The following is a 15,744-nucleotide window of genomic DNA, read 5'->3' as shown; positions in this document are numbered from 1 at the left end:
TTTTAGGTACATACACGTTTATTTTTAACACAATCAATTCGATTATGTGTACTGCCCGCATGCATAAACAATATGTATATGTAACTAAAAGCACCCAAAGAAACAGATTTAAACATCGATTTTAAACAATCAATTTTAATATAAATTTAACCAAAGGTGCTTTTTTAAAAAAGCACCTTTTTTATTTACTAATATTTTAAATTTTAAACATTATGAACACTTTTAAGTATCGAAACTCAATTAGAAAACATGTAGCCTCAACTGTAATGTACTCAGTACAAAATCCATTTTACAGAGATCCGGAATTACTAATACTTAATCCTTAAAATTATCATGAAAACATTAAATATCACATCAAACAGTCAGCCAAATCAATTTATAGTTAACAAAAAGCAGGTTAGCAAAAACAAAGTGTTAAAAACTTCAGTTTTATACGATAAAATTGAATCTAGCGCGAATACTTCTTTAGGCTTTTATCCAGACTCTTCTAATTTTAGTTTTAACAGTATCGAGTTTGATCTGTTAGGCAACGCATACCTTAATGATAAACTTGTTATCAAAAACAATATTAAAAAATTGAGTGATACTGAGATTATTTTCAATATAACAGTATCTAAAAAAGAAGAAAAGAAACAAAATATTATATGTACAGCTACTTTTGGCTATACAATTAAAAAAGCGTCTTAATTATTCCTAAAAATTGATTTTACAATCAATTAAGCAATCGTTAAGTTAGTTTGGTTTGTTTATAAGCTTAGGAGATTTTTTTCTCTTAAGCTTATTTTATATACGTTTCTAATAGTTCTGAAGGATTTTCTGATAAAATTTCCACTTTATCAATACATGCTGGTACCAAGATTGTTTCTCCTTTTCTTACAACTTCTTGTTGACTTTCATAAAAGAATGTTACCTCCCCTTCTACGCACATATAAATTACGAAGCAATCTTTTTTAGATAAATCTATTTCTTTTTTTCCCTCCACTGGTAATATATTTGTTGTAAAATAAGGGCATGCAACAACTTTATTCGCTATATTTTTTTGTTTCTTATAAGTTGTTTTATAGGAACTTTTAGCTGAGAAATCAATAGCTTCTAATGCTTTTTCAGTATGGAGTTCTCGGTAATTACCGTCTATATCTTTTCTATCCCAATCGTAAATACGGTAAGTTATGTCTGAGGTTTGTTGAATTTCAGCAATCAGTAAACCAGCACCAATAGCGTGTACTCTTCCTGGTGGCACAAAATAAACATCTCCTTTGGACACTTTATCTACATTTAAAATACTTAAGAGCGTCTTGTTATTTAGGTGATATACGTATTCTTCTTTATTAGAGTTTTCTTTAAAACCTATAATAATATTAGCTTCATTATCGGCTTGCATTACATACCACATCTCTGTCTTCCCAAAAGACTCTTGAAGTTCTGCTAATTTATCATCAGGATGTACTTGAATACTTAAAACCTCTTTTGCATCAATAAATTTTATTAATAATGGAAACTGCTCTCCAAAAGTTTCATATACATATTCACCTACTAAATCGTGCTTATACTCTTTTAAAAGACTTCTTAATGTTCTTCCTTTAAGGTTACCATTACTAACAACCGATTCATCTCCATCAACATCTGAAATTTCCCAACTCTCTCCAATATTGGATCCGTCTGAGTTTTTATGAAGTAGTAGGTTTAGTTTTTTTCCTCCCCAAACCTTTTGCTTTAAAATTGGAGTAAATCTTAGTAATTGGTTTATCATAAATTATGTACCTCTATAAGTTACGTAGTTTCTTGAAGTTTCATATAATGTAATTGCTAAGTCTAATTTTTCTGGAATACTTACACGTAACTTATTATAAATTACTACTGATATGTTTTCTACTGTAGGATTAACATTTTTAAACTCCTTTACTTCAATATTTAAGTTTTTATGATCCAATAGATCTTCAACCTTCGACTTAATTAAATCTTTCAGCTTACCTAAATCATATACATATCCTGTTTCTTGATCTATCTCACCAGTTAATGAAACAATTAGCTCATAATTATGACCGTGGTAGTTAGGGTTACTACACTTACCAAAAACCTCGTAATTTTTCTCATCAGACCATTTAGGGTTAAATAACCTATGTGCTGCATTAAAATGTGCTTTTCTGTGAACTGTTACTTTAGGCATAATTAAATATACTTAGATATTTTATCGTACGATTCTTTAAAAATTATTTTAAACCAAGCTGTATACTTTTCTGGATGATTATCTATATCATTTTTCACCTCCTCTAAAGGCATCCATTTATATGACGCCACTTCTTCAGGGTTTACAATAGGTTCGTCGTTAAATCGACCAATCATTACATGATCGTATTCATGCTCTGTTAGGCCATTATCAAACGGAGCTTTATAAATAAAAGAGAATACTTCTTCTAACTCACATGAAAATCCCATTTCTTCCTGTAATCTACGTTTCCCAGCTTCAATGTTCGATTCTCCATCTCTTTGGTGTGAACAACAAGTATTTGTCCATAACAAAGGGGAGTGATATTTTTCAGCAGCACGTTGTTGTAACATCAATTCTTTTTTATTATTAAAAACAAATACCGAAAAAGCCCTGTGTAGTAAAGCTTTTTCATGTGCTTCAATTTTTTCCATTAATCCTATCGGATTATCTTGCTGATCAACTAAAATTACTTGCTCTTTCATCTAGAAAATTTACGAAAAGCAAACTTACAAAATTGCGACCAGTTCAACAATTAAAACCTTTTGAACAGTTCGCTTTAAAATGTATCTTTGCAACCTTAAAATTTATAGATGAGTTTTTTAGAAGAAATACAGAAGAGACGTACATTTGGAATTATATCACACCCAGATGCAGGTAAAACCACCTTAACTGAAAAATTATTACTTTTTGGTGGAGCGATTCAAGAAGCTGGTGCGGTAAAAAATAATAAAATTAAAAAAGGAGCTACTTCTGATTTTATGGAGATTGAACGCCAACGTGGTATCTCTGTTGCTACCTCTGTATTAGCTTTTATTTATAAAGACAAAAAAATCAATATTCTTGATACCCCTGGTCACAAAGATTTTGCTGAGGACACCTTTAGAACCTTAACTGCGGTAGATAGTGTTATTGTAGTTATTGATGTCGCAAAAGGGGTTGAGGAACAAACCGAAAAGTTAGTAGAGGTTTGTCGTATGCGAAAAATTCCAATGATTGTTTTCATTAACAAGTTGGATCGTGAAGGAAAAGATGCTTTTGATCTATTAGATGAAGTTGAGCAAAAACTAGGTTTAAAAGTAACTCCTTTAAGTTTCCCTATTGGAATGGGATACGATTTTAAAGGAATTTACAACATTTGGGAAAAGAAACTAAACATTTTTTCTGGAGACAATAAACAAACCATCTCAGAAGGTGTTGAATTTGATAATATAGACAACCCTGAACTAGATAAAATTGTTGGAGAAAATTCTGCAAATACACTTCGTGAAGAATTGGAATTAGTAAATGAAGTATATCCAGACTTTAACCAAGAAGCTTACGTTAATGGAGATTTACAGCCTGTCTTCTTTGGTTCTGCTTTAAATAACTTTGGTGTAAAAGAATTGTTAGATTGTTTTATTGATATTGCTCCAAATCCTCAACCAAAACAAGCTGAAGAACGCTTGGTTGATTCTAAAGAAGAAAAATTGACAGGGTTTGTATTTAAGATTCATGCAAACATGGATCCTAAACACCGTGATCGTTTAGCTTTCGTAAAGATTGTATCAGGAACTTTTAAAAGAAATACCCCTTACTTACACGTTCGTAACGGTAAAAAAGTAAAATTCTCTAGTCCGAATGCCTTTTTTGCTGAAAAGAAGGAAATTGTTGAAGAGTCTTTTCCTGGAGACATTGTTGGTTTGCACGATACTGGAAACTTTAAAATTGGCGATACGTTAACCGAAGGAGAACAATTAAACTTTAAAGGAATTCCTAGTTTCTCTCCTGAGCATTTCCGTTATGTAAATAATGCCGACCCAATGAAAGCTAAACAACTTTATAAAGGTTTAGACCAGTTAATGGATGAAGGAGTTGCTCAGTTATTTACCTTAGATATGAACGGTCGAAGAATTATTGGTACAGTTGGAGCTCTACAATACGAGGTAATTCAGTATCGTTTAGAGCATGAATATGGTGCTAAATGTTCGTATGAAAATATTGCAGTACACAAAGCTTGTTGGGTTGAACCAGAAGACCCTAAAAATGAAGAATTCAAAGAGTTTAAACGTGTAAAACAACGTTATTTAGCTAAAGACAAACAAGGTCAACTAGTGTTTTTAGCTGATTCTCCGTTTACAATTCAAATGACACAAAGCAAATATCCAACAGTAAAATTACATTTCACTAGTGAGTTTTAACAAACCCTACATATTCTCTTTTCTATTCTCTCTTTTCTCTTTTATAACTTATAGTCAAGAGGATTTATCGAGTTTACAAGGAAAAGAATTACACAATAAAGTTCGTTTGAATTTTATTCCTGTTGAAATGCCTTCGGATAAGTTTACTGACTTAAAACCAACGATGGGTTTGACTGGTTTGCACTATCAAATCCCTATTAATAACTGGTTATACGGAGGTGCTGGATTTCATTTTGCAGTAACAGGAGACCAAGGAGGATTATTTACCTTAGGTGCTGAATTAGGAATAAATAAACAACTATACAAAAACTTATATATTGATGCTAACTTCCATTTTGGCGGCGGCGGCGGATATCGTTACTTGATAAACGATGGCGGTTTTATCAATCCGAATATCGGATTACAGTACAAAAAGAACGATTACTCCTTCGGAATACAATACAGTCATGTTAACTTTTTATCAGGAGAAATTAAAAGTAATTCCGTTTCTTTCTTTGTAGAGATACCAAGTATTTTACGTTTTACTGATTATGATAAAGCGCATCAAAAATTTGTAGCAGACAATCTTTCTCCAGATAGTTTTTGGAGTAAACCAGTGGTTAAAAATGCACAACAAATTCGTTTTGATTTCTTTAAACCTATTGGTAATTCGAAAAAAGATAATGGGGATGACCTAAATGAATTACTATATGTACTTGGATTTGAGTATCAGAAATATTTGAACGAAAATACTTTTCTATTTGCTCACACCGATGCAATTTACAGGGGGCTACGCGCTGGCTTTATGGATTTATTTATTGGTGCGGGGTATCATCCATATCAATCAAAATACGTTAATATTTTCGGAAAATTAGGTATTGGTGCTGCTGGTGGTCGTGTAGCTCCTGAAGGTGGGTTAATGATCTACCCTTCTGCAGGAATTGACTTAAAACTATTTAAAAACATTGCTATTAGTGGTCATGGTGGATATTATCGTGCCATTGCTGGTGATTTAGAAGCCTATACTTTCGGATTTGGTTTAAAGTACTTCGGATTTAACGGCGGAACATCTTCCGAAGAGAGCAGTACTTATCTTACAAAAGGGTTACGTTTTGAAGTTCAAAATCAAAGTTATTTTGATGTTGCTAAAACAGATGATATTTACGACGCTACTGAAATTGATTTACAATTAATTGGTTTTAAAGTTAACTATGATTTAAATCATTCGCTATACATTGCTGGAGAAGCTGGTTTTGCATATGACGGTCGTTCGGGTGGATATGCTCACGGATTAGTCGGTGGTGGTATATATAGTCCGTATTTTTTTAACAACAAAATGCGTGGATTTATAGAAGTTATGGCAGGTGCTGGTGGAGGTGCTGGTGTAGATACTGACGAAGGAATCATTATTCGTCCTACTCTTGGATTGAGTTATGATATCGTAAATCAGGTTTCTATAATTGCATCTGGAGGTAGATATTACTCTCCTTTTGGAAATGTTAACTCTAACAATATTAACATAGGTTTAAGCTTTAACCTTTCAACTTTATCTGTAAAAAATTAACTTTGTCATTGCTAAGAAAAACAATGATTTAGCTATTTTAATAAAAAGATTCTTTTTTCCCTTAAATTTTGGACACTAGAATCACACATATATAAATAAACAAGAGAAAAATGGATAACGGAATTTATGCAAAGTTCACCACTCCAAAAGGTGAAATTTTAGTAAACTTAGAATACGAAAAAACTCCTGGAACTGTAGGTAACTTTGTTGCTTTAGCAGAAGGAAATTTAGAAAACTCAGCGAAACCACAAGGAACTCCTTATTATAACGGATTAAAATTCCACCGTGTAATTGCTGATTTTATGATTCAAGGAGGATGTCCTCAAGGAACAGGAACAGGAAACCCTGGTTATAAATTTGATGACGAAATTCACCCTGAATTAAAACACGATGCTCCAGGAAAATTATCTATGGCAAATGCAGGTCCTGGAACCAATGGTTCTCAATTTTTTATTACACATGTTGCTACTCCTTGGTTAGACGGTAAACACACTGTTTTTGGTAGTGTTATTGAAGGACAAGACGTTGTTGATGCAATTGCTCAAGACGATACTATGGATGTAGAAATTATTCGTGTTGGTAGTGATGCTGAAGCTTTTAATGCTGTAGAAGCTTTTAGAACTTTTGAAGGAGCTCGTGAAAAACGTGAAGCTGAAGCAAAAGCTAAACAAAAAGAGTTATTAGATCAAGTAGCAGCAGGATATGACGAAACTCCAAGCGGTTTACGTTATAAGATCTTACAAAATGGAGACGGAAAACAAGCTACTAAAGGAGCTATGGTTTCTGTACACTATAAAGGTCAGTTATTAGATGGAACTGTATTTGATTCATCATATAAGCGCAAACAACCTATCGATTTTGCTATTGGTGTTGGTCAGGTAATTCCTGGTTGGGATGAAGGTATTCAGTTGTTAAAAGTGGGCGACAAAGCTCGTTTAGTAATTCCATCTGACTTAGCATATGGTGCACAAGGTGCTGGTGGTGTAATTCCTCCGAACGCTACTTTAATTTTTGATGTTGAGTTAATGAATGTAAAGTAATAGCTTACAATTTATTATACAAGTAAGTAAAGCCTTCATAAATTTATGAAGGCTTTTTTATTATCTCATTTCACTTAATATTTACTTAATATTCATAACATTAAAGAACATATTACTTAATAGATATATCATAATTACTTAAGAACAAAAGAGTAAAAAAGAATGATTTTTACGTCATCAAACAAGCTCTTAAGCCTTATGAAAACAACTTTCCTTTTTTTAACATTTTTTCTTTTCATCTCAATTACACTCGAAGCTCAAGAAGTATGTACTACGCCTGAAGATAATACTATTGATTTAAATATTATTAGTATGGATAAATGTGAAATTGGTAAAGAAAATCAAATTCCTAGAAAAAAAACAACTCAAACACTAACTGCTAGAAACAGAATAAAAAAAGTAAGAAAGATTACTCAAAAAAATCAATCAAGCTTAAATGCTTCTTCAAAAGTTTCTATTATTACTACAAACAATGACTTATCAATACAAAATTCTTTAAAATCTCAAACTAAAGAAATTTTATTTTCTGTTGTTGAGCAAGTTCCTTTATTTCCTAAGTGTAAAAATAGTTCTAACGAAAATGCAAAAAAATGTTTTAAAGACAATATGCAAAAACATTTTTCTAAAAATTATTATCCTGAAGTCTTTTCAGAAGAAGGTATACGTGGCAGAATTTTGATTCAATTCACAATAGATATATATGGATTACCAAAAAACATTCAAGTAGTAAGCTCTAAACCAAGTGATATTATTACCAACGAAATCAACCGAATTATTAACAAGTTACCTCAGTTAGAATCAGGTAAGGAAAAAGGAATTCCTGTTGATGTTACATACTCTTTTCCTATAAATTTAATCTTAAATTAATATAAAATATTTATCTAGGTTTTCAGATAATTTTATTTTCGTGCTCCTTAAAAATTCCTCTTTAACACACACAAATGAAACATATCTTTACCTTTTTTTTATTTTCAATATCATTTTCTTATGCTCAAGAAAAATGTGAAACCCCAAATGAAAATATCCAAGATTTAAATACCATTAGTATTACTAAGTGCTCTATAGAAGATGTAAAAGAAGCTCTAGAAACTGAAAAAACTAAAGAAATTTCGACAAGAAAAAGACATCGTAAACTTAGAAAAACAAATACTATTTCAGCAAAATCAAATAAAGTAGAAGAAATAAAAAGTAAAAATTCTCTTGTAGAAAAACTAAACTTAAAAGAAGATATTTTAACTTCTTTAGATAAAATTCCTTTTCATCTAGTTGAACAAATTCCTTTGTTTAATGAGTGTAAAAAGACTCCAATTCTACAACAATCTAAGTGTTTTGAAAAAGAAATGATTAAACATATTGTTAGAAATTTTGATTATCCAAAAGAGGCCTTGCGAAAAAAAATTGAAGGTAAAATTTTAGTTCAATTTACTATTGATAAGCAAGGAAAAGTAATTGACATAAAAAAGAAAGGACCTAAAAACAGTGCACTTCTAAAAAAAGAAGCAGAAAGATTAATTTCACTGCTCCCTAAATTTATTCCTGGAAGTCATAAAGGTAGCTCGGTTAATGTAAAATATGCTTTACCTATAATTTTTAAAGTTCCATAACTTTATATTTTCTTTTTAAAGGAACTATCTTTTGGTCAAGATTATAAAATAATTTGCTATATTCTATTTTTTACTTATATTTACAGCGTTAGTTAACGTGTTAATAACTAAACCAAACACTTAAAAATAGAGCACACATGATTAAAAAATTCCCCTTAGTAGTAGCTGCTATGCTACTTTCTTTAGCGGCTGTAGGACAAGAAGTATGTACTACTCCAGATGAACAAATCGCTGATCCAAACAGTATCACAAAATGTGCAATTGAAGACACCGAGAGTGGTGCAAAAAAACAACTTTCTATTGAAGTCTCAACCAGAAGACGTGTTGTTCGTAAGAACAAAGAGGCTGTTTCTGCTATAGGTGGAGGTATTAATTCTTCACAAAAAGTAGCTGATATTAAAAAGAAGTCTTTGTTAATTGGTAAACTTGAGTTAGAAGATAATTCTTCAACTATTGAAAAAGTACCTTTTAATTTAGTTGAAGAAATTCCATTGTTTAGTAAGTGTAACAATGTTCCTTTAATAAAGCAAGCAAAGTGTTTTGAAACAAATATGACTAAACATATTATTAAAAATTTCAACTACCCTCAAGACGCCATTGAAGCTGGTATACAAGGAAGAGTTTTAGTTCAATTTACAATCAATGAGCAAGGAAATGTTGAAGATATCTTACTACGTGGGCCAAAAGGTGGAGAGTCTTTAGAAAAAGAAGCTGAAAGAATAATTAATAACCTTCCAAACTTTATTCCTGGTAAACATAATGGTAGGACTGTTAAAGTAAAGTACGGAGTTCCTATCACTTTCAAGGCTCCAGGAGCATCAAATAATTCTTCATCTAGTACAACAAGTAAAGTCGTAGCTAAAAAAAGTTCTAATGTAGTAAAAGAAAAAACTATTACTGATTTTGTAAAATTTGTAGAGGTACAAAGTATTCCTCAATTCAAAGCTTGTACAAAAGTTCCTGATATGCAAAAATTAACCTGTTTCAATGAAAGAATGGTTAGTCATATTCAAAGAAACTTTAACTACCCTGCAGCAGCTGCAGAACAAAATATTGAAGGTAGAGTATGGGTTCGCTTTATCATAGATAAAAAAGGAGAGGTAACTAACATAAAAATGAAAGGACCTAAAGATGGTCACTTATTAGAACAAGAAGCTAAGAGAATGGTTTCTAAGTTACCTAAATTCGTTCCTGGAGAACATAATGGAAAAACAGCTAATGTTGAGTACTACATTCCTGTTAACTTTAAACTTCATGAATAAGGTATAAAATAACTCTTAAAAGTGTTTAAAAAAGCTTCTAATTATATAATTAGAAGCTTTTTTTAGTTTTATTTCTTTTAAAATTTTTAAATTTACTAGAATACTCTCCTCTTTTAATTTTTTTTATCTCACTATAACACCTATATACCTTTACTCCTATTAAGGTAGAGTTTTCCTCTTTTTAATCCTTTATTAGAAAATTACTTTATATACACCTTTTTCTTTTACCTGTTTTAAAGCATAAATGAAGGTTTTCATACTTTCTCTAATTATTTAATAGAACTTATAGGTAAGTTATTAAGGGGTAGTAATGAGCATAAAAAAAGCCAGCAATAATGCTGGCTTACTTTTTTGTCTTTTTTTCTTATTAAAGCTTAATGTTTTCTTCTGTTGCTAACAAACCAAAAAACTTATCTAAGTTTGGTAAAATTACAATTCTAGTTCTTCTATTTCTAGCTCTATTACTAGCCGAGTTATTTTCAACAAGTGGCACAGAACTACCTCTACCAGAAGCTATTAATCTACTTGGATCAACGTTGTATTTTTTCTCTAAAAGCCTAACGATAGATGTTGCTCTTTTAACACTTAAATCCCAGTTATCTTGTACAACTGCATTACTAATAGGTCTTGAGTCTGTATGACCTTCTATCATAACATCCATGCTTGGTTCAGAGTTAATCACATCAGCTAATTTTTTTATTAATTTATGTGCATTTTTTTTAACTCTATAACTAGCTGTATTAAATAACATTTTGTCTGAAACAGAAATCATCACAACTGTTTGATCAATGTCAATATTTACATCTTCATCATTTTCTAACTCTGAAGTATTGATAGATTTTTTTAAGTTGTGAGCAATAGCTACATTCATGGAGTCTTTTAACGTTTTAACATTAGCTAACTCAGCTGGATCAACATTTTTAAGCGTTTCTCTCATTTTTTCTTTTACAGAGTTTGAGATTACAGCTGATTTTCCAACCATATCTAGCTTAATGTTATTTTCTTCATGAAGTGTTTCGTTTACACTCTTTAATGAGTTAATTTTTTCATTGTAATCATCAACTCTCTTTTCTATTTTAGCAAACTTAGCTTCTAATTGCTCTTTTTCTAGAGTTGTCTTTTGTAAATTTCCTCTAGTATCATTATACTTTTGTTCAAGTTCTACATACTTCTTTTTTGATACACAAGACGACATTGTTAAAGCCAATACCGCTAAAGGAATAAATAATTTTTTCATAATTAATAATAAATGATAATAAGTTAATGTAACTCTATAACTTAATTTTCGATATATTATTATGTCAGTATAAATAAAAAACTCCTTTATTTAAAGGAGTTTTTTATTTGTTGATTTTACAACTATTCAAATAAAATTTTATTTTTTATAGTTTAATTTTACGTTTTTGTTTAACTTTTGACAATCACTATCTTTTTCTTTAAAACATTTATTATCCTCTGGTCTTAAGCTTCTATCAGTTTTTTTTAAGTTTTTGCTTAAAAACTCTAAAAAATTACTTTTTCTTGTCGTAAATCTTCTATTGATCCTTTTCTTTTCTTGTTCCTGTCTTATTTCTATAGATTCACTCCCTTCTACTATATAAAAATATGAACGTCTGTTTAATTGATATTCTTCTTCAGTACACTTTTTTCCGTCTACACAATCATTTAAAGGGTTGTCTTCACCATAACCTATAGCACTTTCAATTCTATTACTTGCAATTCCTCTTGATAATATGTAATCTCTCGTAGATTTTGCTCTTTTATCTGACAAAAACCTATTGTAATCTCTTCTACCTCGACTATCTGTATGTGACTCTATTTTTATCACTAACTCAGGATGATTAGTCATTACTGTTACAATATTTTCTAACTCATACTCTGCATCCTCCCTAATATCATACTTATCATAATCAAAATAAATAGGTTTTATAACTATTTGGTTTCCTATTATTAATGGTGTTAACTTTAAGTTTGCTATAATTTCTTTATTTCTCTTATTATTAGTTCGAACTATACTTCTATTTGATCTATGATCTAATTTAGTTGCTGTAACTGTATAGGTATTATTACATGGCACATCTTTGAAAGTATAGTTACCTGAACTATCAGAAATTGTTTCTGCTATAACTTCTTTTTCTTTATTAATTAGTTTTACTACAACCGCATCTACCGGAGTATTTGTTTTATTGTTTTCTATTACTCCTTTAACAATTTGTGTACAAATTGGTGGGTCCGTATAAATAAAGAAGCTATAAATATCATCATCTCCTTTTCCTTTTTCTCTATTTGACGAAAAGAAACCTCTTTTTCCATTTTCACTTATAAAAAATGAAAAGTCGTCTTTTTTACTATTGAATGGATACCCTAAGTTTTCAGGTGATAAAAATGTACCATCCTCTTTAATCTTTGCTTGAAAAATATCAAGCAGTCCTAAACCTAAATGCCCGTTAGATGAAAAATATAATACATTATCATTTCCTACATACGGAAAGACTTCTTTCTCTGATGTATTTATGTCACTTCCTAAATTTACTGGTTCTCCATACTCATCATTTCCTTTTATTTCTACTTTATAAATGTCAGACTGCCCATATCCTCCTGGCATATTAGAAACAAAGTATAATGTTTTTTCATCTGGACTTAAAGCTGGATGACCTGTTGAATATTCATCTTTATTAAATGGTAGCTCTTTAACGTTAACCCAATAACCATTAATATAACTGGCTTTATAAATTTTTAAATTAGATATGTTTTTCTTACTTCTCTTTACTTTCTTTCCTTCAGAATTATTTCTTGTAAAGTAAATGGTTTTTCCATCTTTTGTAAAAACAGGGGTCGACTCATGTAATTCAGAAGCTATTGGCTCTCCTAGCTTTTGAACGTTTCCTAAAACTAAGATAGTGTCTTGCTTACTACCTTCTAATGTTTGTATACTTTCTTCTGCCTTATAAATATTTAAAAATGGTTGATTATTCCACTTATATAATTTTTGTTTTTTTGAATCATTAGCTACAGATGATGAGAAATATGCTTTTCCATTCAATAAAAACCCTCCAAATTCTGAATAGGGTGTATTTATTGCTAAGTTCCTTACTCCTATTCTTTTCTCTTTATTAGTGTAGTCTAACAAATAGTTTTCTTTTTTAAGTTCCTTATTTAAACTACTTTTTTGAGCTTGAGTTAATCTTAAAAATATAGAATCTGATTTTTTATACTTTCCATTACTCCTCAAAGCTTGAGCATATTTAAACAAATGTTTTTCTTCTACTTTTTCATTAAAATTTGAAATAAGTTTTTGATACCATATTTCTGCTTCTTCTGTATTTGAATTATTATAGTAAGACTCAGCTAACCTAGTTAACACATGTTGAGAGCTATCTCCTTTAATTAATACTAAATCTTTATATAATTTGGCCGATTGGACATAAGAGAATTCTTCAAAATAACGATCTGCTACTTTTCTACTTTGGCTAAATCCAACTGCAGTAAGCATTAACAATATTGTTAATGTTAGTATCTTTTTTAATTTCATTTCTCTCTTTTTAAAAGAATCTCGGTGACCTATATTTAATATCCTTAAAGATTTCATACTGTAGCATAATTTCGTGTGTCCCAGAATTTGTTACATTATAGTTTGATGTTGTTAAATCATATGAATACCCTATAAGTAAAGAGTCTGTTGCTTGAAAACCTAAAAGTGCACTTACAGAATCATCCCATCTCCAAGAAGCTCCAACTCTAAACTTCTCATTAAATAGTAAATTAGCTGAAATATCTAATGATAGAGGTGCCCCTGAAACTCCTTTTAACAAAGCTGCTGGTTTAAACTTTAAGTCTTCATTTATATCGAAAACATATCCTGCAATTAAGAAAAAGTGCATTCTTTCTACTGCTACTTCTCCTGGAGTTTCAGCATCGTAATGTTCCATTCTTAAAATATTAGGTACCGATAATCCAACATACCATTGTGGTTGATGATAATAAATACCTGCTCCAACAGTTGGTAAGAACTTATTAATATTATCTTGAAAAACAACTTCATCATCTTTATAAGTTCCTTTTGACCAATCTATATTTAATAACCTTCCTCCTAAACGTAAACCAAAGGCTAAATTACCTTCTGCACCTGTTTGTATATTGTAAGATACATTAGCGTCTAAATATATTTCACTAGATGGTCCTACTTGGTCATTCATTAAGTTAACCCCTAATCCTAACCCAGAATATCCTAAAGGAGTATCGTATGATAAGTTTTGAGTATTGGGAGCTCCCTCAAAACCTACCCATTGCATTCTACCTAATGCAGTAATTACTGTATGCCCTCTAGACCCTGCATAAGCAGGGTTTACATTCATTGTATTGTACATATACTGTGTGTACTGAGGATCTTGTTGCGCATGAATACTTGTAGTTATACAAATACTCATTGTACATATTATAATTAAACTTAAATATAATTTCATTTGATTAATACTTTTATTCATCAGTCTTTTTTATAAATCCAGATTATCTATTAATGTAAATCCAGCCTTTTTTAACTTTACTTCCATTTCCAAGATCTAAAATATAGAAGTATGTTCCAACTGGCAATTTATCGCCTACATTTATATTAGCTCTTCCTTCGGAAATTCCTCTAAACACAACACTGCTATTGTTATATCCTTCAGTTTTATATACTGTATTACCCCATCTATTAAAAATTTCAAGAGTATTATTTGGGAAATTTTCAATACAATCAATGTGTAAGTAACTGTTTGCTTCATCTCCATTAGGACTCATTAAGTTGTTTACTTTCACACAAGTGTCATCATTGATTGCATCCCCAAACCCATCAAAACCATCTATAATGTCAGGTATTCCATCTCCATCTGTATCTTCTCCATCTATCACTCCGTTACCTCCATCGTTTGGATCTGTAGGGCTAGAGTTATTATCTGGATTATTAGCATCTCCAAAACCATCTAAACCATCAACACTATCAGAAATTCCATCTCCGTCTGAATCATCTAAAGGGTTTTCTACTTGTCCATCTCCATCTTCATCTAAATTCCCTCCTTCTACAACATCATTTACTCCATCATTATCGCTATCTAAATCTTGATAGTTAGGAACACCATCTCCATCTGTATCTACTGGAGTATCATCTCCATTACCTCCCTCACCAAAATTATTTATATCTCCATCAACACTATCAGAAATTCCATCTTCATCAGAATCTGAACCTCCCATATCATTAGAATCTATAACTCCATCACCATTAGTATCGGAACTTTCATTTCCTCCCTCAATAACATCATTAATACCGTCATTATCACTATCTAAATCTTGATAATCTGGAGTACCGTCGCCATCCGTATCTGGCTCTTCATCATCATCTACAGAATCATCAGCTTGTCCATCTCCATTAGCATCTGTATACCCTGAATCGCCAGAGTCTATAACACCGTCTTCGTTGGTATCTAAATCTCCATTTCCTCCTTCTATTACATCATTAATACCATCATTATCAGAATCTAGGTCTAATGAATCTGGAATTCCATCACCATCAGTATCTACTAAACCATCTCCCTCTTCAACATCTGGAATCCCATCATTATCATCATCTACATCTACAACATCTGATATGCCATCATTATCCGTGTCTTGTAAATAGTATTTATGAGTATTCAAAGCAGATCCTCTATTCCCATCACTATCAATTGAACTTACACTTGCTTCTACTGTCGTGTCTGTGTCAGCAGCTAAGTCTGACCCTGGTACATTGATGCTGTAGTTTCCACTCGCATCTACGGTACCGGTGTAGTTGTTTCCATTGATTACTAAGGTTACCGTGTCGCCGGTATTGAAATCTCCGCCTACCGTTCCAGTGACTGCAATGGTTGTCCCTGCTTCTGTTGCATTGACAATGT

At 31.2% G+C, this 15,744-nt stretch carries 14 protein-coding genes; 7 read left to right on the top strand and 7 right to left on the bottom strand.

Annotated features, from left to right (window positions below):
• The first annotated feature begins 333 nt into the window (after positions 1-333).
• Positions 334-687 carry a hypothetical protein gene (locus NH341_RS14140; RefSeq protein WP_159614749.1) on the top strand — a complete coding sequence of 118 codons (354 nt, stop codon included), beginning with the start codon at positions 334-336 and terminating at the stop codon, positions 685-687.
• Positions 688-778: 91 nt separating this feature from the next.
• On the opposite strand, the gene NH341_RS14135 is transcribed toward NH341_RS14140, so the two are convergent.
• From NH341_RS14135 to idi, 3 genes are read right to left on the bottom strand one after another with little or no spacing between them, the layout of a single operon-like run.
• Positions 779-1,750: a type I phosphomannose isomerase catalytic subunit gene (locus NH341_RS14135; RefSeq protein WP_159614747.1), complete on the bottom strand. Its 972-nt coding sequence runs from the start codon at positions 1,748-1,750 to the stop codon at positions 779-781.
• Between the two features lie 3 nt (positions 1,751-1,753).
• Positions 1,754-2,167: a 6-carboxytetrahydropterin synthase gene (locus NH341_RS14130; RefSeq protein ID WP_047789142.1), complete on the bottom strand. Its 414-nt coding sequence runs from the start codon at positions 2,165-2,167 to the stop codon at positions 1,754-1,756.
• Between the two features lie 2 nt (positions 2,168-2,169).
• Positions 2,170-2,691 (bottom strand): isopentenyl-diphosphate Delta-isomerase, encoded by a 522-nt coding sequence (gene idi / locus NH341_RS14125; RefSeq protein ID WP_159614745.1) that lies wholly within the window; start codon positions 2,689-2,691, stop codon positions 2,170-2,172.
• Positions 2,692-2,799: 108 nt separating this feature from the next.
• Here idi and NH341_RS14120 point away from each other — a divergent pair, with 108 nt between their 5' ends.
• From NH341_RS14120 to NH341_RS14095, 6 genes are all read left to right on the top strand, one after another.
• Positions 2,800-4,386, top strand: a complete 1,587-nt coding sequence (locus NH341_RS14120; RefSeq protein ID WP_167713571.1) for a peptide chain release factor 3 — start codon at positions 2,800-2,802, stop codon at positions 4,384-4,386.
• Positions 4,376-5,929 carry a hypothetical protein gene (locus tag NH341_RS14115; protein ID WP_253057298.1) on the top strand — a complete coding sequence of 518 codons (1,554 nt, stop codon included), beginning with the start codon at positions 4,376-4,378 and terminating at the stop codon, positions 5,927-5,929. The genes NH341_RS14120 and NH341_RS14115 overlap by 11 nt, the downstream gene beginning before the upstream one ends.
• Before the next feature lie 110 nt (positions 5,930-6,039).
• Positions 6,040-6,969 carry a peptidylprolyl isomerase gene (locus tag NH341_RS14110; protein ID WP_173361048.1) on the top strand — a complete coding sequence of 310 codons (930 nt, stop codon included), beginning with the start codon at positions 6,040-6,042 and terminating at the stop codon, positions 6,967-6,969.
• A gap of 198 nt (positions 6,970-7,167) precedes the next feature.
• Complete coding sequence (locus NH341_RS14105) at positions 7,168-7,836, top strand: energy transducer TonB (protein ID WP_159614739.1); 669 nt, start codon at positions 7,168-7,170, stop codon at positions 7,834-7,836.
• A gap of 74 nt (positions 7,837-7,910) precedes the next feature.
• The gene (locus tag NH341_RS14100; protein ID WP_047789146.1) at positions 7,911-8,573 is read left to right on the top strand and encodes an energy transducer TonB; all 663 of its coding nucleotides are present in this window, start codon (positions 7,911-7,913) and stop codon (positions 8,571-8,573) included.
• A 137-nt stretch (positions 8,574-8,710) separates the two neighbouring features.
• Positions 8,711-9,835: an energy transducer TonB gene (locus NH341_RS14095; RefSeq protein WP_053056675.1), complete on the top strand. Its 1,125-nt coding sequence runs from the start codon at positions 8,711-8,713 to the stop codon at positions 9,833-9,835.
• Between the two features lie 367 nt (positions 9,836-10,202).
• Here the strand turns inward: NH341_RS14095 and NH341_RS14090 are convergent, their stop codons facing one another.
• The 4 genes from NH341_RS14090 to NH341_RS14075 all read right to left on the bottom strand — a co-directional run.
• Positions 10,203-11,072 (bottom strand): OmpA family protein, encoded by an 870-nt coding sequence (locus tag NH341_RS14090; RefSeq protein WP_047789147.1) that lies wholly within the window; start codon positions 11,070-11,072, stop codon positions 10,203-10,205.
• Positions 11,073-11,210: 138 nt separating this feature from the next.
• Positions 11,211-13,367: an OmpA family protein gene (locus NH341_RS14085; RefSeq protein WP_167713568.1), complete on the bottom strand. Its 2,157-nt coding sequence runs from the start codon at positions 13,365-13,367 to the stop codon at positions 11,211-11,213.
• A gap of 10 nt (positions 13,368-13,377) precedes the next feature.
• Positions 13,378-14,298 (bottom strand): type IX secretion system membrane protein PorP/SprF, encoded by a 921-nt coding sequence (locus NH341_RS14080; RefSeq protein ID WP_256471531.1) that lies wholly within the window; start codon positions 14,296-14,298, stop codon positions 13,378-13,380.
• 43 nt (positions 14,299-14,341) lie between these two features.
• On the bottom strand, positions 14,342-15,744 hold a 1,403-nt coding region (locus tag NH341_RS14075), incomplete at its 5' end, for a gliding motility-associated C-terminal domain-containing protein (RefSeq protein ID WP_253057294.1).

It is taken from the genome of Tenacibaculum sp. XPcli2-G (assembly GCF_024124505.1).
In the GTDB taxonomy this organism is placed as follows: domain Bacteria; phylum Bacteroidota; class Bacteroidia; order Flavobacteriales; family Flavobacteriaceae; genus Polaribacter; species Polaribacter mesophilus.
The sequence above is the reverse complement of the archived record's forward strand: the minus strand, read 5'-3'. Positions and strand labels throughout refer to the sequence as shown.